This is a genomic window from Gaetbulibacter aestuarii (genome assembly GCF_039537665.1).
In the GTDB taxonomy this organism is placed as follows: Bacteria; Bacteroidota; Bacteroidia; order Flavobacteriales; family Flavobacteriaceae; genus Gaetbulibacter_A; species Gaetbulibacter_A aestuarii.
Genome location: NZ_BAABAY010000001.1, coordinates 711,598 through 734,758 on the forward strand (window position 1 = coordinate 711,598; position 23,161 = coordinate 734,758).

The 23,161-nt window shown below is 35.1% G+C and carries 23 protein-coding genes; all 23 read right to left on the bottom strand.

Annotated features, from left to right (window positions below; translation table 11 throughout):
* Window positions 1-9: 9 nt before the first annotated feature.
* The 23 genes from ABD682_RS03130 to ABD682_RS03240 all read right to left on the bottom strand — a co-directional run bounded on the left by ABD682_RS03130 (window position 10) and on the right by ABD682_RS03240 (window position 23,110).
* Entirely contained in the window at window positions 10-1,014 is a 1,005-nt protein-coding gene (locus ABD682_RS03130; protein ID WP_344738901.1) for a glycosyltransferase family protein, read from the bottom strand.
* Window positions 1,014-2,216 carry a hypothetical protein gene (locus ABD682_RS03135; RefSeq protein WP_344738903.1) on the bottom strand — a complete coding sequence of 401 codons (1,203 nt, stop codon included), beginning with the start codon at window positions 2,214-2,216 and terminating at the stop codon, window positions 1,014-1,016. The genes ABD682_RS03130 and ABD682_RS03135 overlap by 1 nt, the downstream gene beginning before the upstream one ends.
* Window positions 2,213-3,115, bottom strand: coding sequence for a glycosyltransferase family 2 protein (locus ABD682_RS03140; RefSeq protein WP_344738905.1), 903 nt, complete (start codon window positions 3,113-3,115; stop codon window positions 2,213-2,215). The genes ABD682_RS03135 and ABD682_RS03140 overlap by 4 nt, the downstream gene beginning before the upstream one ends.
* A 10-nt stretch (window positions 3,116-3,125) precedes the next feature.
* Window positions 3,126-4,445, bottom strand: a complete 1,320-nt coding sequence (locus ABD682_RS03145) for an MATE family efflux transporter (RefSeq protein ID WP_344738907.1) — start codon at window positions 4,443-4,445, stop codon at window positions 3,126-3,128.
* A 177-nt stretch (window positions 4,446-4,622) separates the two neighbouring features.
* Window positions 4,623-5,678, bottom strand: a complete 1,056-nt coding sequence (locus ABD682_RS03150) for a GDP-L-fucose synthase family protein (RefSeq protein ID WP_344740793.1) — start codon at window positions 5,676-5,678, stop codon at window positions 4,623-4,625.
* 50 nt (window positions 5,679-5,728) lie between these two features.
* Window positions 5,729-6,844, bottom strand: a complete 1,116-nt coding sequence (gmd, locus tag ABD682_RS03155) for a GDP-mannose 4,6-dehydratase (protein ID WP_344738909.1) — start codon at window positions 6,842-6,844, stop codon at window positions 5,729-5,731.
* Window positions 6,845-6,899: 55 nt separating this feature from the next.
* The gene (locus ABD682_RS03160) at window positions 6,900-8,153 is read right to left on the bottom strand and encodes a sulfate adenylyltransferase subunit 1 (RefSeq protein ID WP_344738911.1); all 1,254 of its coding nucleotides are present in this window, start codon (window positions 8,151-8,153) and stop codon (window positions 6,900-6,902) included.
* A gap of 62 nt (window positions 8,154-8,215) precedes the next feature.
* Window positions 8,216-8,518, bottom strand: a complete 303-nt coding sequence (locus ABD682_RS03165; RefSeq protein ID WP_344738913.1) for a GIY-YIG nuclease family protein — start codon at window positions 8,516-8,518, stop codon at window positions 8,216-8,218.
* A gap of 70 nt (window positions 8,519-8,588) precedes the next feature.
* The gene (gene cysD, locus ABD682_RS03170; protein ID WP_344738915.1) at window positions 8,589-9,494 is read right to left on the bottom strand and encodes a sulfate adenylyltransferase subunit CysD; all 906 of its coding nucleotides are present in this window, start codon (window positions 9,492-9,494) and stop codon (window positions 8,589-8,591) included.
* Window positions 9,495-10,088, bottom strand: coding sequence for an adenylyl-sulfate kinase (cysC, locus tag ABD682_RS03175; protein ID WP_344738918.1), 594 nt, complete (start codon window positions 10,086-10,088; stop codon window positions 9,495-9,497).
* On the bottom strand, window positions 10,043-10,501 hold the full coding sequence (locus ABD682_RS03180) for a DUF2061 domain-containing protein (RefSeq protein ID WP_344738920.1): 459 nt from the start codon (window positions 10,499-10,501) through the stop codon (window positions 10,043-10,045). The genes cysC and ABD682_RS03180 overlap by 46 nt, the downstream gene beginning before the upstream one ends.
* Complete coding sequence (gene cysQ / locus ABD682_RS03185) at window positions 10,501-11,289, bottom strand: 3'(2'),5'-bisphosphate nucleotidase CysQ (protein ID WP_344738922.1); 789 nt, start codon at window positions 11,287-11,289, stop codon at window positions 10,501-10,503. Before cysQ ends, ABD682_RS03180 begins: the two co-directional genes overlap by 1 nt.
* A gap of 9 nt (window positions 11,290-11,298) precedes the next feature.
* Window positions 11,299-12,510: a UDP-N-acetyl-D-mannosamine dehydrogenase gene (gene wecC, locus ABD682_RS03190; RefSeq protein ID WP_344738924.1), complete on the bottom strand. Its 1,212-nt coding sequence runs from the start codon at window positions 12,508-12,510 to the stop codon at window positions 11,299-11,301.
* Window positions 12,511-12,543: 33 nt separating this feature from the next.
* The gene (gene wecB, locus ABD682_RS03195; protein WP_395360222.1) at window positions 12,544-13,617 is read right to left on the bottom strand and encodes a non-hydrolyzing UDP-N-acetylglucosamine 2-epimerase; all 1,074 of its coding nucleotides are present in this window, start codon (window positions 13,615-13,617) and stop codon (window positions 12,544-12,546) included.
* 151 nt (window positions 13,618-13,768) lie between these two features.
* Window positions 13,769-14,638 carry a dTDP-4-dehydrorhamnose reductase gene (gene rfbD, locus ABD682_RS03200; protein WP_344738928.1) on the bottom strand — a complete coding sequence of 290 codons (870 nt, stop codon included), beginning with the start codon at window positions 14,636-14,638 and terminating at the stop codon, window positions 13,769-13,771.
* A gap of 298 nt (window positions 14,639-14,936) precedes the next feature.
* Window positions 14,937-15,494, bottom strand: a complete 558-nt coding sequence (gene rfbC, locus ABD682_RS03205; protein WP_344738930.1) for a dTDP-4-dehydrorhamnose 3,5-epimerase — start codon at window positions 15,492-15,494, stop codon at window positions 14,937-14,939.
* Entirely contained in the window at window positions 15,491-16,360 is an 870-nt protein-coding gene (gene rfbA, locus ABD682_RS03210) for a glucose-1-phosphate thymidylyltransferase RfbA (protein ID WP_344738932.1), read from the bottom strand. Before rfbA ends, rfbC begins: the two co-directional genes overlap by 4 nt.
* 58 nt (window positions 16,361-16,418) lie before the next feature.
* Window positions 16,419-16,769, bottom strand: a complete 351-nt coding sequence (locus ABD682_RS03215) for a four helix bundle protein (protein ID WP_344738934.1) — start codon at window positions 16,767-16,769, stop codon at window positions 16,419-16,421.
* Window positions 16,770-16,908: 139 nt separating this feature from the next.
* The gene (rfbB, locus tag ABD682_RS03220; RefSeq protein WP_344738936.1) at window positions 16,909-17,952 is read right to left on the bottom strand and encodes a dTDP-glucose 4,6-dehydratase; all 1,044 of its coding nucleotides are present in this window, start codon (window positions 17,950-17,952) and stop codon (window positions 16,909-16,911) included.
* Window positions 17,953-17,962: 10 nt separating this feature from the next.
* Window positions 17,963-19,033 (bottom strand): hypothetical protein, encoded by a 1,071-nt coding sequence (locus ABD682_RS03225; RefSeq protein ID WP_344738938.1) that lies wholly within the window; start codon window positions 19,031-19,033, stop codon window positions 17,963-17,965.
* An 8-nt stretch (window positions 19,034-19,041) separates the two neighbouring features.
* The gene (locus ABD682_RS03230) at window positions 19,042-20,727 is read right to left on the bottom strand and encodes a DUF6909 family protein (protein ID WP_344738940.1); all 1,686 of its coding nucleotides are present in this window, start codon (window positions 20,725-20,727) and stop codon (window positions 19,042-19,044) included.
* Between the two features lie 29 nt (window positions 20,728-20,756).
* Entirely contained in the window at window positions 20,757-22,253 is a 1,497-nt protein-coding gene (locus tag ABD682_RS03235) for a GH3 auxin-responsive promoter family protein (protein ID WP_344738942.1), read from the bottom strand.
* Window positions 22,250-23,110: a M23 family metallopeptidase gene (locus tag ABD682_RS03240; RefSeq protein ID WP_344738944.1), complete on the bottom strand. Its 861-nt coding sequence runs from the start codon at window positions 23,108-23,110 to the stop codon at window positions 22,250-22,252. The genes ABD682_RS03235 and ABD682_RS03240 overlap by 4 nt, the downstream gene beginning before the upstream one ends.
* Between the last annotated feature and the right edge of the window lie 51 nt (window positions 23,111-23,161).

The window sequence follows — 23,161 nt, forward strand, 5'->3', positions numbered from 1 at the left end:
TAGTAATTTTCAAATTATCAAAAACTTAATTTTTTCCCTTATTTCAAATACATATTTAGTTTTATTGTAAAATTTCTCAAAAAGATTCTTATACTCCAAATACAAATCTTCGTAAAATAAATTTCTCTTATCAAATTGCAGTATCTCTTTGGCTATTTCAATGCAATCAGATGAATCATCTACTCTGATAGTATATTTCATGTTCCCAAAAACCTCCTTGAAGTCTCCAATATTTTCAGAATAAATTGGAATCACTCCACAAGCTAAATAGGAATTCATTTTTGTAGGACAAGCTACTTTATTAACAGTGATATTATCACGAAGTAAGAACCCGTATTTATATTTAATAAGTTCATTTGGCATATCTTCCATTTTTACTTGCTTGCATAAAACCTCATCTAAAAGTTTGTTTTTTTTCAATAATACTTTAGATCTCTCTAATTGCCTTGTAAGAATAGTAAGCTCAAAATCAGGATCAATACTTTTTAATTCCATATAAACTTTTAAAACCGATTCAACTTTTTGCCATTTAGTCATAGAACCAGCATATACCAAACTTTTTTTATTATCCTTCAAATGAATATTTTCATTTAATTTCATATTAAAACAAGGCATAATATAAAAATTGTTTTTTCTATAGTTATATTTTTTCTTGTAATGAAGATACATTTCTTGGGAAACAAAAAAATTATAGATTGACATTTTTATCACAATAAACTCACAAAAAGATAATACTAAATATTTTAGTTTACTGCCGTTCTTCATAAAAGACTCCTCGGGAACAACCCCTTGAAACCAATTAAGACATTTTGCCGAAGGTTTATTTAACTTTACACGAAGAAAATCAATCCATCTTATAGTCAAAACAATATTGTTGTTTTTAACCTTTGAAATACTATTAACAACCTGTAATTTTTGACCAAAATTCAATGCTTCATTTAATATTTCAACATACATCAAAGTGGCTACATTCAACTCATCTTTACTACTACAATAAATTATTACGTTATTCATTAAATTAAACTAGTTATTTTATTATTAAATTTTTTACCTTTTTTATGGAGTACCAAAAGAACAATTATAAATACCATAAAAGGAGCTAACTCAACCATCATTGAAACCAATACCAAGCCATATAAAGATGATTTAATAAGATTTGATTTTTCAGTCTTGTGAAATTTGAATAACACGTAAAAAAGAGGCAGTAAAAAAAATAGACCAGAACTCACCAAATATTCAAAGAAAATTGATTTTGGTGTAGCATAAAGCTCATTATTTAAAGTCTTGGATATCTCAATGCCTGTCATAAAACTTTGAATGTTTTCGGAAGATGTCATTTTAGTAATGTACTCTGGATGAAAGGTACCAAATCCACTTCCAAAAGGATTTTCAATAAACATTTGGATAGCGGTTAAAATGGAGCTAAATCTTAAAGTGAAAGTACTCCAGATTTTATTTTTTTCAGTTAAACCCTTAATGCCTTGATTAAATAACACATCGAGAAAACTTGAAATATCTTGCAATTCCTTAATTTTCAATATCATAGGAGTTAAAAGTAAAGTTATAATTATTAAAAATAAAACAGTACGCTTTAACTTCTTATTATTTGACTTAAAAACAAAATAGAATAAATAAAATGGGATTACTAATATTTGAGCTTTAGATCTTATAAAAATTCCAATAATTAAATACAATAAAATTATTGGTCTGGCTCTCTTGTTAAAGTCATAGTATATGAGCAATAATGGGGCTAAAAACACGTAGTACATTCCAGCAGCACTGGGTTCAGAGGAGAGCATAGTAATTCTGTCAAAGGGGTTTGATATAACCTGAAATAGGCCCAAAATTGCAAGAAGAAAAGCTATATAATATACAAATTTTAAAACCTGAGTATAATCTAGTCTACTTAAATAGATAAAAACAGCAAAAGCAAAAAAGATCCTGATACAAAAAAAACGAATTCGATATAATATTCCTAAATCATAAATAGAATCATATTTGCCAAATAAAACAACCCATAAACCTATTAGTGCACCTGGAATTAAGCATAAAAAAAGAAAAAGAAAAATATCTTTCGAAAACCTTGAGTTTAAAGAAATAATTATTGCATAAAAAGCAATAATTAAAGAAAAATAAGTAAACCCTAAAGTATAAATTGCTACACTAAAAGCAATCAATATCATATTTAAATTCAATAGGACAGGACTTTTACTCATCGAAATACATGAATTACGATTTTAGTAAAGTACTTTATAGTAAACTCTAAATATCGTTTAACAAAAAACAAATAAGGCAACAACAGTCCCTTTGAATGTTTTTTTAAAAACTTATAACTAATTATAAAGTTTTTAAAAGATCTTATATTTGTTAAATACCACCAGTAATTCCTAAAATTAAATTTTTCCTTTCTTCCTGTGTTTTCATGATAATTCCATGCAATTAAGTCGGGAAAAGCATACAGTTTATATCCTTTATCCTTTGCTCTAAGAAAAAAATCCACATCACCGTCGTACTGTGGAAAATTTTTAGAATCACAATAACCTACCTCTTTGAAAACCCTAATTGGAATTGTTACTCCCATTCCTCCACACCAATCTATTTTCTTCTTTTCATTATAAATTCCAGAATCTTTTTCTCCGCTTCCAATATTAGTTTTTTCATCCCGATTCGGATTATATAATCCTCCATAAGAAAATAGAATTTGAGGGTCATTTTTTCGAAGTAATTTTGAAGCAAGAATGATATCTTGATTTTCATCAATAATCCTTTTATGCAAAAATTCCAAATAATCTTTTTTAGTTGAGAGGTCTTTATTCCAAAACAAAACATGCGAAACGTTTGGAATTTTCAAACAATACTCAATTCCTTTATTTATCGCCCCACTCCAAAACAAAGACCCATCACCTTTTAGAATTTTTATATCAGGATAATTAGAACTAACCCATTCAAATGTACCGTCCGTAGACCCATCATCAATAAGAACAATTTTGATCTGAAAACAATCAGTCATATTCAAATAGTATTGTGATATAGTTGAATTTAAATTAATTAAACACTTCTTAGTGTAGTAAAGTTCGTTATAAACTGGGATAAGAATTATTAACGATTTATTCATAATTTACTTGTTAGCTGGAACTTCCTAATTTGATTAACTTAATCTCTTTATAAACTTGGAAAGGGCCAATAAAACAGAAAAAAGACAAACAAATTACAGTTGCCAATATTACGCCATTAATTCCTAGGTTTAGGTAATTAACAAAAAATATTGATAGTGGTATATTTAATACAGCTCCAATTATGGAAGTCATCATTTGAATTTTTGTTTTACCAATTCCGTTCGTAAAATAAGCTAAAATTGAGTGTGCTATATTGAATAAAACCAGTACCCCCATATAAATGTAATTGGAAATGGATAACCCAAGATTGTCATTATTCAACCAAAAATTAATTATTTTTTTTCCAAACACAATCATAACAATTACTCCTAAAACGTAAACTCCAAACAATTTGATTAAGTTTTTCATTGTCTTTTCAAGCCAATTAAAGTCTCTTTTACTATAAGCATCTGTATACATTGACCATAGAGGGGCATTAATAATTGTATGAAAAATAACAACTGTTTTAAAATATCTAGAAATTATATCATACCTTGTTACATCTTCTGCTCCAGCTAATTGTATTAAAATAAACCTGTCCGTAGTCAAGATAATCATCATTGTAAGTTGTAGTAAAAAAAACCGTAGTCCTAAGTGAATTATTGATTTCACCTTTTTTTTATCATAGTCCTTAAAGCTAGGTGATAAATTTTTGTTTTTGTTGTAAAACCAAATTGATAAAATTAAATTACTTAAAAGAATCGATAATCCATATCCAAAAGCTAATATGCGTAAATCTGGTTTTGTATAAATTAATAAGAGGGACACCGTTAATAAAGATAAAATCTGGGTTACAAATTGATTTAATGTCACTAGGGAGGCTCTTTGAATAGCATTAAAAACATTATTAATCAATGATAATATGAAATTAAACAGAGTAAAAAACAAAATTATCAGTATTAATGATTGAAAGTAATCATTAGAATGATAATGAGAATTAAAAACAATTTGCCAATTTATAAGTCTTGAAAAAATTAAAACAAATAGATAAACAAAACTTGAAAAGAAAAATAAAGAAATATAGCCAGTTGAAATAAATTTTTTGGCTTCGTTTGTCTTTTTGGAACTTAGACTCTCCGCAATTTTATTTTTGACGCCATTGGCAATACCTAAATCAAAAAAAACTACCCAATTCAAAAAAGATAAAATCACTGACCAAAGACCATAATCTCTGATATCCAGATATTTTAACAAATATCTAACAAGTAAAAATGAAATTAATATTGACAATAATTTGAATCCAAAAGAAAATTTTAATTGTTTAATAAAATTTGATGTTCTCCAGTTCATTTATAAAACCTTTCATTTAAAAATTAAGTAAATGTTTGAGCTTTTATCTTTTCCGAATTAAATGGGTTTAAGCCCATATGACTTCTATTAATATTAAAAGCATTTTCGATAAATAGATAAATTAATACTAAGGCTAGGTTATTTTTTTTAAATAATTAATTGTTATTCATCATTGTTTTAATGATTATTATGATTTATTAACCAAGCATAAATTAATCCAATTCCTGTTTGTAAATCTATTCTATGTTTCCAGCCTAAATTAGTTAGTTTAGATACATCCGTGAGTTTTCTCATAGTTCCGTCCGGTTTATCAGGGTTAAATACCAAACTCCCATTAAACCCCAAAATACCTTTGATCATTACTGCTAATTCTTTTATAGAAATATCTTCTCCTGTTCCTATATTAATATGTGTATTACGAATTTCTTTTTGGCCCTGAGTATAAGTATCCTTAAAGTCCCTACTTTCCATGATAAACACACAAGCGTCTGCCATATCTTCACTCCATAAGAATTCTCGTTTCGGTTTTCCTGAGCCCCAGATCTCCACACTATTCTCCGAAACACCAAATTTTGATAAATAGTCTCGGGCTTCTTGAATAGAATTCATCCCTAAATCTTTAATGACCTCATCGAATTTTGACTCAGCCAGCAATTTAGCTAAATGGATTTTTCGAATTAAGGCCGGCAATACGTGGGATTTTTCAAGATCAAAATTATCATTTGGACCGTACAAATTAGTAGGCATCACCGATAAAAAGTTCGTGCCATACTGCAAATTATAACTCTCACACATTTTAATTCCGGCAATTTTAGCAATAGCATATGGCTCATTGGTGTATTCTAGAACATCCGTTAGTAAATACTCCTCCTTCATGGGTTGAGGAGCGTTCTTTGGATAGATACAAGTACTACCTAAAAACAAGAGCTTTTTTACACCATTCAAATAACTCTGATGAATCACGTTATTCTGAATCATCATATTCTCATAGATAAAATCAGCACGATACACATTATTGGCAACGATACCACCCACTTTTGCTGCGGCTAAAAATACGTATTCAGGTTTTTCATTCTTAAAAAAGGCGCCTACAGCTTGCTGATCCGTTAGATCAAGTTCTTTGTGTGTTCGGGTAATAATGTTTTGATAGCCGTTTCCCTGAAGGTTCTTTAAGATGGCACTGCCCACCAATCCTCGGTGTCCAGCTACGTAGATTTTGGAGTCTTTTTGCATCATTTTTTTGAGTTTGCTTCCGACATGCTTATTTCGCTGTGATGTCGAAATTATTCAAAATAATTTTTAATTCGATAACCACCGTCTTTAAGGTATTGTTGTTGTTCCATCAACTTGATATCACTGGTCATCATATCTTCAACTAAAGCTGGTAGATCATATTTTGGAACCCAACCTAGTTTTTCTTTAGCTTTGGAGGCATCTCCAATCAGTAAATCTACTTCAGTAGGTCTAAAATATTTCGGGTCTACAGCAATGACTTCTTTGCCAATCTCCAATTGATATTTAGGATTAGAACAAGATTTGATAATTCCTTTTTCGTCAACCCCGGTTCCCTTGAATTCTAATTCAATGCCAACATGTACGAAACACATTTTTACAAAATCTCTTACCGTAGTTGTTTTTCCTGTAGCAATGACCCAGTCCTCAGGTTCATCAGCCTGTAAGATCATCCACATCATTCGGATATAATCTTTGGCATGGCCCCAATCACGTTGCGCATCTAAATTGCCAAGGAATATTTTATCTTGAAGTCCTAAAGCAATTTTTGAAGTTGCCCTTGTTATTTTGCGGGTCACAAAGGTTTCTCCACGTATTGGTGATTCGTGATTGAATAAAATTCCATTACAAGCATAGATATCATAAGCTTCCCTGTAGTTAACTGTGATCCAATAAGCATACATTTTAGCAACGGCATAAGGGCTGCGTGGGTAAAACGGTGTTGTTTCGGTTTGAGGCACCTCCTGAACTTTACCATATAATTCAGAGGTGGAGGCCTGGTAGATCCTCGTTTTTTTCTCCATTCCTAAAAGACGAATGGCTTCTAACAATCTCAAGGTTCCAATACCGTCGGCATTAGCTGTATATTCAGGCATTTCAAAAGACACATGTACATGACTCATAGCAGCCAGGTTATAAATTTCATCAGGCTGTACCTCTTGAATAATCCGGGTCAAATTGGTGCTGTCGGTTAGGTCACCATAATGCAGAAAGAAATTTTGATTTTCTTCATGCGGGTCCTGGTATAAATGATCAATTCGATCAGTATTAAACAAAGAAGAACGTCTTTTTATACCATGAACCTCATATCCTTTTTTCAAAAGAAACTCACTTAAATAAGCACCGTCTTGTCCGGTAACTCCAGTAATCAATGCTGTTTTTTTCATAAAACTATACCTTATTAATAATACTCTTTTTTCCCATAAGGGTTTGGTTATAAAATTAAACCACCATTCCCGCAGCCACAGTCTCATTCGTAGCGTCATCAACCAAAATAATACTCCCTGTACTTCTATTTTCTCGATAAGAATCGATCATCAAAGGTTTCGTAGTTCTTATTTTTACCTTAGCAATTTCATTCATTTTTAGTTCTTCATTCACCTGCATTCTATTTAAGGAGTTTATATCTATTTTATAGATGATCTCCTTAACCATGGCCTTCTGTTCATTGGTTGTATGGAGAATACTATACTTAGTTCTAGGGCGTGATGGCGCAGTATTCAACCAACATAGCATGACTTCGATATCCTGAGAGGCCTCTGGAATATTTTTCGTTCGAACGATCATATCACCCCGACTGATATCAATATCATCTTCCAGGGTAATGGAAACAGACATCGGTGCATAGGCTTCTTCTAAACTTTGATCGAAAAAGTCAATGCTTTTAATCTTTGAGGTAAATCCAGATGGCATCACCGTAATTTCATCGCCTTTTCTAAAAACACCGCTTGAAATACGCCCTGCATAGCCTCTGTAATCGATGAACTCATCCCGTTGAGGTCTTAAGACCGTTTGTACCGGAAAACGCGCATCTACTTTGTTAATATCACTACTAATGTGCATCGTCTCCAAGGTGTGTAATAATGGGGCTCCTTGATACCAGTCCATATTTTTGGAACGGTTTACCACATTGTCCCCTAATAAGGCGCTCATGGGTATAAAACGCACGTCTCTTACTAATAATTTAGAGGAAAACTCTTCAAATTGATTAAGAACCTTATTGTAAGCTCCTTCATCAAAATCAACCAGATCCATTTTATTTACACATACTATGATATGTGGTATTTGAAGTAGTGAGGCTATGAAAGCGTGTCTTCTGGTCTGTTCAATCACACCGTGGCGGGCATCCACCAAAATAAGTGCGGCATTAGCTGTTGAGGCTCCGGTTACCATATTTCGGGTATATTGAATATGACCAGGTGTATCGGCAATAATAAATTTACGCTTTGGTGTTGTGAAATAACGATACGCTACATCGATAGTAATGCCCTGTTCGCGCTCATCTCTCAAACCATCGGTGAATAAGGCCAGGTCTACACCTTCATGACCTTTCTTTTTACTCGTTGTTTCGATGGCCTCCAATTGATCTTCAAATATAGATTTAGAGTCGTATAAGAGACGGCCTATTAAGGTGCTTTTTCCGTCATCGACGCTTCCAGCTGTAGTAAATCGAAGTAATTGATTATTATCTATCATATTAATTTTTATTCAAATCTTAATTTTAGTAAACTGTCATGCTGAGCTTGTCGAAGCATTTACTAGTTTTTACCAAATTCCGTATAATTTCTTGAAAACTGAACTAACTTATCCCAATCTTCTGAAATTAAAGCCTGCTTTTTTCTTCTACTCCAGCCCTTGAGCTGTTTTTCTTTTTCTATAGCTAATTCAACATTCGTGAATTCTACAAACCATTTTAATTCTACCGGTCTTCTTTTATATGTATAAGAATTTAAAGCTACTCCGTTGTTATGTTCATTAATTCTTCTTGTTAAATTTGAAGTGATTCCAACGTAAAACGAATGGTCTGAACATTCTAAAATATATACGTAGTAGGTATTCATATGTAATTTCAAAATTCGAGAATCCGCCTTCGACAGGCTCAGGCTGACATAATTTTTCAAATTTAATTCATTAAAAATACCCTTGCCGTTTGCGGTCCTCCATGGCCGATTCAGAACGTTTGTCATCACTGCGGTTTCCACGTTCGGTTTGCCGCATGCCGGCTACTTCCTGAACAATTTTTTCAAGTGTATCCGCATCAGATTCAATCCCTCCTGTAATTGTAATATCGCCAAGGGTTCTAAACCGAACTTTTTTGGTAACAATTTCTTCACTATCGTCCAAAACTAAAAACTCGGAATTGGGTATCCAGGAATCCTGGCGCCAAACCACTTCACGTTCATGAGCAAAGTATAGGGATGGTATTTCTATGTTTTCTCTAAGAATGTAGTTCCATACATCCATTTCGGTCCAGTTACTGATCGGGAATACTCTGAAATGCTCACCTTCAAAATACTTTCCATTGAACAAATTCCATAATTCAGGACGTTGATTTTTGGGGTCCCACTGACCGAAATCATCACGATGCGAAAAGAAACGTTCTTTAGCCCGAGCTTTTTCTTCATCACGCCGGCCACCACCAATCGCACAATCTACCTTATTACTTTCGATAGCATCTAAAAGTGTTGTGATCTGAAGGGCGTTTCGTGTCGCATTTTTACCACGTTCTTCAGCAACCCGCCCTTCATCGATCGATTCCTGAACAGAACCAACGATCAATTCTACACCTAAATCTTTTATAATATTGTCCCTGAATTCAATGGTTTCCCGAAAATTATGGCCGGTATCAACATGCATCAAGGAGAAAGGGATTTTAGATGGATAAAATGCCTTTTTTGCTAAATGGGTAACCACAATAGAATCTTTTCCTCCTGAAAAAAGAACAACTGGATTTTGAAACTGTGCCCAAACCTCCCGAAGGACATAAATAGCTTCTGATTCTAATTCATCTAAATAATTTAAATAGTACTTGCTCATTTATTTTAATTCTAATTTGGCCTTAATGGCATCATAAATTAGTTCTACTGCTTCTTCAATTGTGTTTAGGTGAGACACCTCGACATCTGGGTTTTCCGGTGGTTCGTATGGGGCAGAGATTCCTGTCATGTTCTTAATCTCTCCGGCTCTGGCCTTTTTGTACAAACCTTTTACATCGCGACGCTCACATTCTTCTAAACTGGTGTTCACGAAAACCTCGACAAAGTTATCAGAATTGACGGTTTTTCTAATGAATTTTCTGTCTTTTTTATAAGGAGCCACGAAAGCTGCCAATACAACGAGTCCTGCATCGATAAACAGCTTTGCAATTTCTCCAATTCGGCGGTTATTTTCTGAACGGTCCTCTGGTGAAAATCCTAAGTTTTTATTGATGCCTCGTCTTACATTATCCCCATCTAAAACATAGGTGTGTACTTTCTCTTCATGAAGCTTCTCCTCCAATGCATTTGCAAGTGTGGATTTCCCGGATCCTGAAAGCCCTGTAAAAAAAACTAAAAATGAATTGTGGTTATTTAGTTGTTGACGTTCTACTCTTGTGACCCTATAGTCGTGCTTTGTGATATGTTTTTCCATCGTTTTAATCGTCTTCTTTTTTCCAGACCGAAATCAATTTTATACCAAATCCTTTCATGGGTGTAATATAAGACCATTTTAGTAATTACCTCTGCCATACCAATACTAAATCCGGTTAAAGGGTTGCCGGAAATAATCCAACCTAAAAGCATGGTATCCATGGTTCCTATAATTCGCCATGTTATGGTTTTTATGAGGTGTCTTTTCTTACTTTCCGTGATATTCATTTTGAACCAAATACGCTCATGACCATAGTATAAGGCCATTTTCGTGATAAGCTCAAAAGCACCTATTTGCATACCAACAAAAGAATCTCCGGAGATCAACCAGGATAGTAAAATAGTATCGGCCGTACCAATTATTCTCCATGTAATGGCTTTCGCAATATGGCGTTTATAGGAGTTTTTAGGCATTATTTAGTAACTAAAAAGTAATTGTTCAACAGGTTTTCTCGATTGTAAACCATAGGTTTTTGAGTGTTCTGATCGATTACTTTTAAACCAACTGCTTCACATATAGCTTGCCCTGCAGCAGTATCCCACTCCATGGTTGGAGCAAAGCGCGGATATACGTCTGCCTTGCCCTCTGCTACCAAACAGAATTTTAAGGAGCTGCCTTGAGAAACAATATCAACGTCGTTTCCTTTTTGTTTTAATTCCTCCACAAAATCAAGTGTATCCTGATTCATATGAGAACGGCTTCCCACGACATTTATTTTTTGTGAATTTGTTGGAGCAGGTTCAATTCGGTCTGTGTCACAAAACAAATCTTTTTCAATATCCTTTTCTGCTGTAATAGCTGTTTTAAATGCTGCTGTTTTATGTTCGTTTGTGTAATACAATTCATTTTTTGCCGGTACAAAAATGACACCTAACCGTGTCTCTCCATTTTCAACTAAAGCAATATTAACCGTAAACTCTCCATTCTTTTTGATAAATTCTTTCGTTCCATCAATAGGGTCTACAATCCAACATGATTTCCAACTTTTCCGCTCCGAATAATCAATCAGCTTGTTTTCTTCACTAATTATTGGAATGTTGGTTTTTTTAAGATAGCTAAGAATAATTTTATTTGAGGCTAGATCGGCTTCAGTTAAGGGAGATTTGTCGTCTTTACATTCAATGGTAAAATCTTTTTCGTAAATTTTTAAAATTTCTTTACCAGCTTCTAATACTGCTTTTATTGCTGTTTTTACGTACATGAAACCTCGTTATAATTGCAGACCACAAAAATCTAAAATAACTTTATTTTTTGAAATTTGCAGGTTTTTAAACTCATCGTGTGCTATTAGAAAAGCTATAATATCAGCTTTATCCATGGCTTCCTTATAATCTGTGATTTTAAAAACATGGTGATCCCGAATATTTGGTTCAACCACAAAGTATTCTTCATTGTTAGCATTTTGTAATACTTTTTGAGCAATATATTTTGCAGGTGATTCCCTTAAATCATCAATATTTGGTTTAAAGGCTAAGCCCATCAATGCTATTTTTGGCTTACGCCCATGTTCTAATTCGAACTGTAATTTGGTACTTTGAATTTTTTCAGCACACCAAAAGGATTTATAATTATTAATTTCTCGGGCAGTCCCGATGATTTTTGACTCCATGGGATAATCTGAAACAATAAAATAAGGATCTACTGCAATGCAATGCCCGCCAACACCGCATCCGGGTTGTAAAATATTTACCCGAGGGTGTTTATTGGCAAGATTAATGAGTTCCCAAACATTTATATCTGCTTTATCACAGATTAATGACAATTCATTAGCAAAAGCAATTTGTACATCTCTGGAAGAGTTCTCAACCAACTTACACATTTCAGCGGTTCGCGCATTGGTTTTATGCAAATTGCCTTTTATGAATTGTTTGTAAAAGGAAGCCGCCTTTTCCGTGGATTTTTCATTAATCCCACCAATAACCCGATCGTTATGAACCAACTCATACATGACGTTTCCAGGCAAAACACGTTCAGGACAATAGGCAATATTCAATTTACCTGAAAGCTCCGGACGTTCGTCATAAATTAATTTCTCCATTTTTTCAGTTGTTCCTATAGGAGAGGTAGATTCTATAATATAAAGATCCCCTTCCTTTAAGAGAGGAATTATTGCTTTAGTTGCTGCCTCAACAAATGAGATATCAGGCTCATTCTTTGCCTTAAAAGGCGTTGGTACAACGATCAAGTAAGTATTTGCCTCGACCGGCTTTAATCCCGCTTTTAAATAACCCTCCTTTACAGCTTTCGCTACAGCGGTATCCAATTCCGGTTCAACAATGTGAATCTTTCCGCTATTAATAGTATTAACAATATCCGGGTTAATATCTACACCATAAACATACGCCTTGTTTTGGGCAATCAGGGTAGCAGTAGGTAAGCCAATATATCCCAAACCAATCATAACCACATCAGGTTTATTCATATTTTCCATTTTTGAATGAGCTAATGATAGCTCTTAAAGTTGTTTAATATATTCTACAATACGATCGCTGGCTTTACCATCTCCATAAGGATTATGCAATTTACTCATGGATTCGTATGATGAAACATCACTTAATAGTTTATTTGTTTCATTAATAATTTTATAAACATCCGTGCCAACGAGCAAAACAGTTCCAGCCTCTACAGCTTCCGGGCGCTCTGTAGTATCACGCATTACTAAAACCGGCTTACCTAAACTAGGCGCTTCCTCCTGAACACCGCCACTATCTGTAATAATTAAGTACGCCTTTTCCATAAGCCAAACAAAGGCCGGATAAGATAAAGGTTTTATTAATTTGACATTTTCTAAATCAGCTAATAATTTATAAACGGGCTTTTGAACGTTTGGATTTAAGTGTACCGGGTAAATAATTTGGCATTCGGGATGTTGCAAAGCAATGCTTTTTAGGGCTTCACAGATATTTATAAATCCCTGACCGTGATTTTCTCTCCTGTGTCCTGTAACCAATATTATTTTTTGGTTGGGGTCTAGAATTTTCATTAATTCACTTATTTCGGCATCACTATAATTGTTACCAATTTTGTTTACACTAAAAAGTAAGGCATCAATAACTGTATTCCCTGTAACCAGGATATTTTTTTCGTTATTATTTTCTTTTATTAGGTTTTCTTTTGATCTCATGGTAGGTGCAAAATGATGGTTAGTTACCACACCGGTAACGGACCTATTCATTTCTTCCGGAAAAGGTGATCGCATATTAAAAGTACGCAACCCCGCTTCAACATGACAAATTTTAGCTCCACAATAAAAGGCTGCTATACTTGCTGCCATAGTCGTTGTAGTGTCTCCATGAACATAAACGAAGTCCGGTTTAAAATCTTCTAAAACAGGCTTTAATTCCGTAATGATATCTGCCGTTAAACTATAAAGATTTTGATTAGGTTTCATCAAATCCAAATCGTAATCAGGAGTAATATCAAAAAACTCCAAAACCTGGTCTAACATTTCACGATGTTGTGCCGTTATACAAACCCTTGTTTCAAAAACCCCATCTTGTTTTAAAAAGGCCTTAACTAAAGGTGCCATTTTGATGGCTTCAGGTCTTGTTCCAAAAACAATTAAATTCTTTTTTTTCACTTACATATTTTTAATTTCGTCTTTTCAAAAAAACTAACGTTGAGGTGGCTTTGCAAAAGTAACATAATTGATAACTTCAACAAGGTTTGTATTAATTTTATTACTTAATAGCTTTGGTTATATTAGATTGCCAAAATGGCACTTCAATTTTTAAACTTTTCTTAATTTTTGAGGTGTCTAAAACACTGTAATTAGGTCTTTTAGCGGCTGTTGGATAGGCCTCTGTTTTTATGGGCGTAACCTCAATCTTTTTTTTAGCTTCCTCAAAAATAGCTTTTGCAAATTCGAACCAACTTGTTTTACCTTTATTACTATAGTGGTAAATGCCGTAATCCTCCGATTGTATATGAATGATTTTAAGAATTACCTCAGCTAAATCACCAGCATAAGTGGGTGACCCTATTTGGTCGGAAACGACACTGATTTCATTCCGAGTTTCCGCCAAACGCAACATGATTTTTACAAAGTTATTACCATATTCCGAATACAACCAGGAGGTTCTAATAATAAAATACTTCTTTAAGAGCTTTTGAATAGCGGTTTCCCCTTCTAATTTGGTTTTTCCATAAACACTTAAGGGGTTTGTAGCATCAGTTTCCTTGTAAGGTCTGGTATTGTTTCCATCGAATACAAAATCAGTTGAAATATGGATCAATACGACCTCAGAAGCTTTACAGGCAACGGCTAAATTTTTTGCTCCGGTCATATTGATTTTAAAAGCCAATTCTTTTTCTGTTTCAGCTTTATCTACAGCGGTATAGGCCGCGCAATTAATACAATAATCAAAATTATTCATTTTGAAAAACGCTTTAACCTGATCTAAATCTGTAATGTCTAAATCCTCATAATCCGTTAAAACAAATCGTAGATCACGATATTTGCTTTGAAGGGCTTTGATGCATAGACCTAGTTGGCCATTGGCGCCTGTGACCAAAATGTTTTTTGTTTTATTTGAGTTGTGTTGAGGCATATGGTTATTGTAACTTGTTTTTCTTATTCGTTTTTATAGATTCCTGCCTTCGCAGGAATGACAGAGAGGAGTCTTCTTGTTGAAAGTGATTCTTCCTACTATCGGCTGGCAAGTCACCGCTTCGCTTCGTCTGAATGACCTTGGTTTTCAATTTAAAAGATTATCAGGTCACTTCCTTTCTCGCAATTACGAATGTTTAGGTTCTTAAATATTTACTTTTTTCTGAATCACAGCTGATTCGTTTAAATATATTCCTGCCTTCGCAGGAATGACAAAAAGGAGTCCTCGCAATGACAATTTATATGCCTTCTGAATGACAAAATTCTTTGAAGGTTGGTAATTGTTTATCCTTTTCAGAAATGATTAAATCTTCTTCAGGTAATTTCCAATTAATATTTAAATCTTGATCATTATGAATAATTCCGCTTTCAGAAGCCTTATTATAATAATTATCACATTTATAAGAAAAAATAGCTGTATTGCTTAATACCACAAAACCATGGGCAAATCCACGTGGGATAAATAATTGATTTTTATTTTTCTCTGAAAGTTCAATGCTAAAACACTGCCCGAAAGTTGCGGATTCTTTTCTAAGATCAACAGCAATATCAAGCACATTCCCTTTTACAACCCGAATTAACTTAGCCTGAGCATATTTTCCAGTCTGAAAATGCAGTCCTCGCAATACGGCTTTGGTTGAATACGATTCATTATCCTGTACAAAGTCAATTTCTAATCCCGTGGCTTCCTTGAAATTTTTTCGGTTAAACGTTTCAAAAAAATAGCCGCGTTTGTCTTCAAAAACGGTGGGTTCAATCACAAAGCATCCCTGTAATTTTGTTTCTTTTACAGTCATTCTTTTTTCTTTAGTATCCCTAACAATGTTCTTCCGTAGCCACTTTTTATTAAAGGCTCAGCCAGCGCTTTTAATTGTCTTTCGTCAATAAAACCCATCTCATAAGCCGCTGCTTCAATAGCCCCAATTTTTAAGCCCTGACGTTCTTCGATCACCTCCACAAATTGGGAAGCTTGCATCAACGACTGAAACGTACCGGTATCTAACCAGGCTGTTCCACGGTCTAGAACACTTACATTTAATTTTCCTTGATTTAAGTAAGCCTTGTTTACATCGGTAATTTCCAACTCTCCTCTTGTACTAGGTTTAATGTTTTCAGCAATTTGAACAACAGTATTATCATAAAAGTATATTCCCGGAACTGCATAATTAGATTTAGGAATTTTGGGTTTTTCTTCAATAGAAATTGCTTGGCCCATGTCATCAAACTCAACCACACCGTAGCGTTGAGGGTCATTTACCCGATAAGCATAAATAATGCCTCCATCAGGATCGTTATTAGCTTGCAATAGTTTCGACAACCCTGTTCCGTAAAAAATATTATCTCCCAAAATCAAGGCTACTTTATCCGCTCCAATAAATTCTTTTCCGATAATAAAAGCTTCCGCGAGACCATTTGGAGCCTCCTGTACTGCATACTCAAACCGACATCCATATTTTTTTCCGTCACCCAATAAAGACTTAAATAAAGGTAGGTCCTTTGGTGTTGAAATAATCAAAATCTCACGAATTCCAGCATACATCAAAGTGGACAAAGGATAATAAATCATCGGCTTATCATAAATAGGCATAAGCTGTTTACTCACCGTTAAAGTTAGTGGATGTAGTCTTGTGCCTGAACCTCCTGCTAATATGATGCCTTTCATTGTTATGTTGTTATACGGTTATACGGTTATATGGTTATATGGTTATATGGTTATAAAACTAAAAGCTTTTAATGAGCTTAGACAACATCTTTCGAATAAAATAAATTTGTTTATTTAACGGTTCTGAATCCGAAATATAATGAAGCCTTTTCGATATTTCTAATTGCGTCTCTAATTCTGATAAAGACCCCATGGCTATGTACAAAAATCTAATTAATTCCTTTTGCCCATTTCGTCCTGCTCCTTCTGCTATATTACTAGGTATGGAGACTGCTGACCTTCTAATTTGTGAGGTCAATCCATATAACTCATCTTTCGGGTAGTCTTTAGTTAATTCATAAACTTTAGTAACCAAATCCATAGCCTCCTGCCAAACTCTCAAATCTTGATGTGATTTTAATTTTTCCATAATCGTGGTTAAAAAGTTAAACGGTTATATTGTTATAGCGTTTTTATTCAATTCTAATTTTATCGCCTTGTAACTGCGTAACCTTATAACTGCGTAACCTTGTAACCTTGTAACCTTGTAACTCTTTAACCTCGTAACTTCATTCATACTGCTTCTGATAATACTTCTGATACTCCCCACTGGTCACATGCTCCAACCACTTTGTGTTACCTAAATACCAGTCAATCGTTTTGGATAAACCTTCTTCAAAGGTCACCGAAGGTTTCCAACCTAGTTCTTTATTAATTTTTGAAGCATCTATTGCATAGCGCAAATCATGTCCGGGACGATCCTTAACATAGGTAATAAGTTTTTCAGAACTTCCTTTTGAAAGCCCTAATTTTTCATCCATTTGTAGGCAAAGCAAGGCTACCAAATCGATATTCTTCCATTCGTTGAAACCTCCTATATTGTATGTTTCCTTTAATTTTCCCTTATGAAAAATGAGGTCAATGGCTTTGGCATGATCAATAACATAAAGCCAATCACGAGTATAGTTTCCGTCTCCATAAACCGGTAGCAGTTTTTCATGGATGATGTTGTTAATGAATAATGGAATTAATTTTTCAGGAAATTGATTGGGGCCATAATTATTAGAGCAATTGGAAATGACATAAGGCAAACCATAGGTCTCCCCATAAGCACGTACAAAATGATCAGAACTGGCTTTGGAAGCTGAATACGGCGAATTGGGATCGTATGCTGTGGTTTCTGTAAATAAGCCGGTGTCTCCAAGTGTGCCATAAACCTCATCGGTACTTACATGGTAGAATAATTTATTTTTAAAATTGCCCTTCCAGGTTTCCTTCGCCGCATTTAATAAATTTAGTGTTCCTAAAATATTGGTTTTGGCGAAAGCCAAAGGATCCGTTATGGAACGGTCTACATGCGACTCGGCCGCCAAATGAATAACAGCATCAAACTGGTGCGTTTTAAATAAGGTATTGATAAAGTCCTGATCGGTAATATCGCCTTTGACAAAGTTATAATTTTGGGTCCCCTCAATATCCTTTAAATTCTCGAGGTTTCCCGCATAGGTCAAGGCATCCAGATTAAAAATTGAATATTGAGGGTATTTAGTAACAAACAACCGCACCAGATGAGATCCGATAAAGCCTGCGCCGCCTGTTATCAAAATTTTCATGCATTCTAATTTAAATTGTTTTGCTTTGTTTATCTAAATATTTACCTAAACCTAAAAACATAAACACTAAAAATGTTAGAGAAAATAAGGCTATTGGCAAGGTGAATTTCATTTTATCAGACCAACTTCTTATATCATAACCTGTATTTGGAAAACCTGCTAATACATTCACTACATTTTGACCCTCTACCTTTTGTTGATAAACTTCAAGTTTTTGATTTTCCAAATTCAGGCGTTTGTCAACAATTTTAGACTCATCGACTACTAAATTACCCGATTCAGCATCTCCCATATATAAGGTGGTTCCAGAGCCTGGAATGGGTTCCTTATTCGATTCATTTATCCTTATTTTTAAGTAAGCTTCTACCAGGGAATCTGTTTTCTGAACCTGTTCCGATAATGTCTTTTCTTTTCGATCTAGATTGAGTTGATTTACCTCTAAAAGATCTTCCAAATAAGTGTTATTGACAAGTTCTTGAGTAAATGCCTTTTCAATTTTTTTATACAGATGTTTATCTGTTGATGCGACACCTATCCTGTGTGTTTTAAAATTATAAGCATTTAAAGATTCTTTATATCTATCGTAGGTCATATCTGCCCGGGATAAAGAATCTAAGCTTTTATAAAAATCAGAATACATTTCTACAATCTTATTTTCATCCATATCCGGTTCTATGTAGAAGCCTTTGAGTTTTGCTGCTTCGGTAGACGAGATATTTAAAATCCTTCCAAGCTCAACCGTATCCTGATCTACTTTTGCAAGTTGTTGAAATTGCTTGATATTCTCATAAACCTGTCTTGCAGAATTAAAGTTGGTCTCAATAAACATATTGGCGCCGTAAAGCTTATCCGAAGACTTATCAATAATAAAACCTAAAATAGTACCAATAAAAATAGCTCCTGCGTACCACCAAAGACGCTTATAAAAGTGTATGAGTAATAATAAGACAAACTTATAAAGTCCAATAAAAATACTGGCTATAAATTTAAAAAAACGGTCAAAGGCATTACCGATCAATTTAAATAACTGGCCTAAGTCTACTTCTTCTGAAGCTTCCGGTTTTGAGGTTTCTTTGCTCATTGTATGAATTAAGTTAAGATTTGTTCTAAAATAGTTCGTGTTATTAAATACGTGGGTTTTACGCCCGAAGTACCCAATCCTCCTGAAGCCAGAGTGGCTCCTGTTTCCAGCGGATTATCACTGGCATAATAGGCATAACGCACTTTTACATCCGGACTAATACTACTGCGAACTTTGGCCGCCGCTTGTATCGCCTTTTGGTAATGGGCGCCTTCCATCTCTAATCCGATCACCTGCCAGGTGGAGTTGTAAAAGAACTTCAATATGTCCTTGTTTTGTAAAGATGTTCCCAATACCGTAATCATCGTGCCTTCATAAACAGCAACACCTTGTCCTTCTAGATCGGCTTTGTTCAATTCATTATGAAACGGATAATTATCCGCTGTTCCCTCAAATATATGCGCAGAAGGAATCATAATATCACCTTTGCCACCTTCTAAAATTCCTGCTTTACCCATGATGGAAACAGAATCTACATTGAGATGGTATTTTTTCTTCTTTAATTGATATGGCTTTAAAAGCTCATCAATGGTCTCATAAGCCTGTTCTCCAAAAGCATAATCCATCACCAGGATTACTGGTTTATTTTTCTTTACTGCTTCTGCATTCAACTTTATATCCAAACCGGCAAGATCTATTTTCGAGGTGTCAAATATCTGAACATCTATATTGGTTCCAGAGGTGTCCTGAATATAAATCATCCCCTGTTGTGCTGCCTCTTCATGAACTTTATTTCGTAAAGCTTGATTTCCCTTTTTACTCAAGGATTCATAAACCTTAAACACATCTTTTTTATCCACCTCAGCTTTCAAGGCCTTTGGGGTAAAAAGCGTATTCATAACACTGTGCATGTTGGCACTAATAATGTGCAAAGGCCGATCGATCAAATTATTTTTAAACAACACATCTTTGATGTTATCTGCCCAGATCTCACCGTGAATGTGGTGACCAATCCTTTCTCTTAACACGGGACTGAATGTTACGGTCCTTTTGTTATCATTTACCTGTTCGTCAATGGCTAATTTACCTAACCAATAGATCAAATGCAAGAGTCTTTCCGGTTGCGATGGTGTTGCAAAATCTTTATAAACCGCTGTAATCTCCTGAAATGTGTGTCCCAGAATATTAGCCATATGCGTAATGGCAACTTCACGATCTTCCTGGGTTAATTTTTTCTTATTTACGGCATTTTCCAACTTCACCCAATCACGGGTTGTAGCGCCATCTTCATTTATAACGACCTTATTGCTTATTTTATGCGATTCAATAAATAAAAAAGTAAGGTGCGTTAAGATATCATAAATCTCCGATCGCCCGCGCGTGATCTCAATATTCATTTGCTCATCGTCTATACGATAGCAATTTCTACGACGTTTTTCAGGAATTATCGGTTTGAAATGTGATGAGGAATATCCCTCGTCACTGGTTAGGTTAATAAAACGGCATTCTTCAATGCCTTGTGGAAGACGATCTACTACATAATGTAAACCTGCAAGTTCTGCTTTTTCATCGCCTACCGACCCATAAATCTCGGGGCGCAGTAATAACAAGGACTGGCGCAAGGTCTCACCTGAAACACCCATAGGCTTATAAAACCCGCGATTAAACAGGTGACGCATGGTTATGTACATACGCTCAATGGCATTCGAGCTCTCCTGTGCCCGCGTTCTCCCTTGTAATTTCTTTTTGCCCATGCTTTAATTTGATCTTGGCAAAGATACTATTATTTCGATCTTTTGTAAGTAAATGTATCAACAATTTTTCGGTCGTTGGACAGGCGTGGCAGCTTGTTCTGACCACCTAATTTACCAACAGATTTCATATAGTTTTTAAATCCGTTTTTTTCAACCTCTTGTATCTTAAGTGGTTGTAATACTTTCCCTTGAATCAGGTCGTAATAATAGCTGTTCTGTTTTTGAAGCGCTTTGTCGATTTTTTGCGCTAAAGAGGAAAGGTCTTCCGGTTTTTTATCAAACTCGATAAACCACTCGTGATATGGTAATTCATTTTCTGTATGTATCTGAGGTGCTACCGTAAATTCGGAAACACTGGCATCTGAGTCTGCTAAAGCCTCCTGAAGCGCCTCCTCGACTTCTTTCCCAATAACGTGCTCGCCAAAGGCCGAAATGAAATGCTTGATACGCCCGGAAACGATAACACGATAAGGTTTTAGAGATGTGAATTGAACTGTATCACCGATATTATACGCCCAAAGTCCTGCCGTTGTTGAAATGATCATGACGTAATTCACACCCAAAGCTACATCTTTCAATGTAAGGCGTTTGGGGTTTTCGTTAAAGAATTCATCGGCTTTTATAAACTCATAAAATATCCCGGAATTAAGTTGGAGCAACATGCCATTGTCATCTTGCTTATCCTGAAATGCAAAAAAGCCTTCACTTGCCGGATATAGCTCTATGCTATCTACCTTCCGGCCAATCAATTTCTCGAATTTGGCACGATACGGTTCATAATTCACCCCACCGTAAATAAAGAGATCAAAATTCTTGAATAAATCTCCAACAGGTTTTCCGGTTTTTTCAATGAGCTTTTCAAAATACATCTGCACCCAGGATGGTATTCCGGAAATCACCGTCATATCCTTATCTTTTGTTTCCTCAACAATAGCATCTACCTTGGTTTCCCAATCCTCAATGCAATTCGTTTCCAGAGAAGGCATACGATTCTTTTGCAAATATTTGGGCACATAATGCGCTACGATACCTGAGAGCCTCCCCAATTTTATCCCATTTTGTTCTTTTAAAACAGGGCTTCCTTGCAAAAAGATCATTTTCCCATTTACAAATGCACTCTTTCCAGAGTGGTAGATATACATTAAAATCGCATTTCTGGCAGCTTCAATATGAGTGGGCATGCTCGCCTTTGTAATCGGAATATATTTTGCTCCCGAAGTGGTTCCTGATGTTTTAGCAAAATAGGTGGGTTTACCTGGCCATAATACATTTTCCTCGCCTTCAACCACACGTTCCACATAGGGTTTCAATGCTTCGTAATCCCTAACGGGAACGTGCTTAGCGAAATCTTCATGAGTTTTGATATTCCCAAAATGATGATCTTTTCCAAAGGCAGTGTCTCTAGCCTCTTGGATCAGATTTTGAAAAACCTGTTCTTGAGTGCCTACAGGGTTATCAGACCACTTTTTGATCTGCCTATGCACGCGTTTAGCGAGAAGTTTTGCGAGATACGCCTTAAAAATCATTCGTTGAAATCGATAAAATTTGTTGGGTTGATGGGATAGCCGTCATTCCAAAGTTCAAAATGAAGATGTGGTCCAGTGGAGAGCTCTCCGGAATCGCCAGCTGAAGCAATAACTTCTCCCGATTTTACCAGATCACCCTGTGCTTTAGACAAGGAACTATTGTGTTTATACACCGATATTAGACCATAACTATGCTCTAAAATAATAACATATCCGGTGCTGGCCGTCCAACCGGCAAAAACAACAACGCCATCGGCTACAGCCTTAACCGGTGTGTCTTTTGCAACGGCTATATCAACGGCATAATGTTTGGTTTTTACATCGTAATCCGATGTAATTTGCCCATTTACAGGAGGAAATAACACAAAATTTGTCGCTGAAGTTGCAGATTCAAACAGGTTGTATTTATCCTCTTTATCCACCTTTTCACGCAAGAGCGAATCTTCCGCCGAAGGCGCAAAATCAACCTTACTTGCTTCCACTTGAGTCGCTTGAATAATGGAATCTTTATTGAAATCCTCAGGGCTCACATCACCTTTTAAAACTTTTCTGATCGATTCAAAATAGCGTTCGTTCATCAGGATAACCTGAGTTAAGGAATCGGTCTTGTAGCTAAGATCCGTGGCCTTTTGCTTTAATGCGGTAGACGAGTACCCCGGGATATACTCTTTTAATGGGGTATAAGCGATTATGGTGAATACAGTAACTGATAAAATTATAGTTATAAGGCAACCTATAACAAATACGTTTAAGCGTGTTAATTTTAAAGACAAGCGCTCCTCGAAGGTGTTCTCGTTGAGGATTACCAGCTTGTATTTATCCAGGAGTTTCCGCTTTATTTTTTTCTTCTTGCTCATATGCTCCGTTTAAAACAAAAGTAAATAAAATAACGCCATAACCTATTTTTT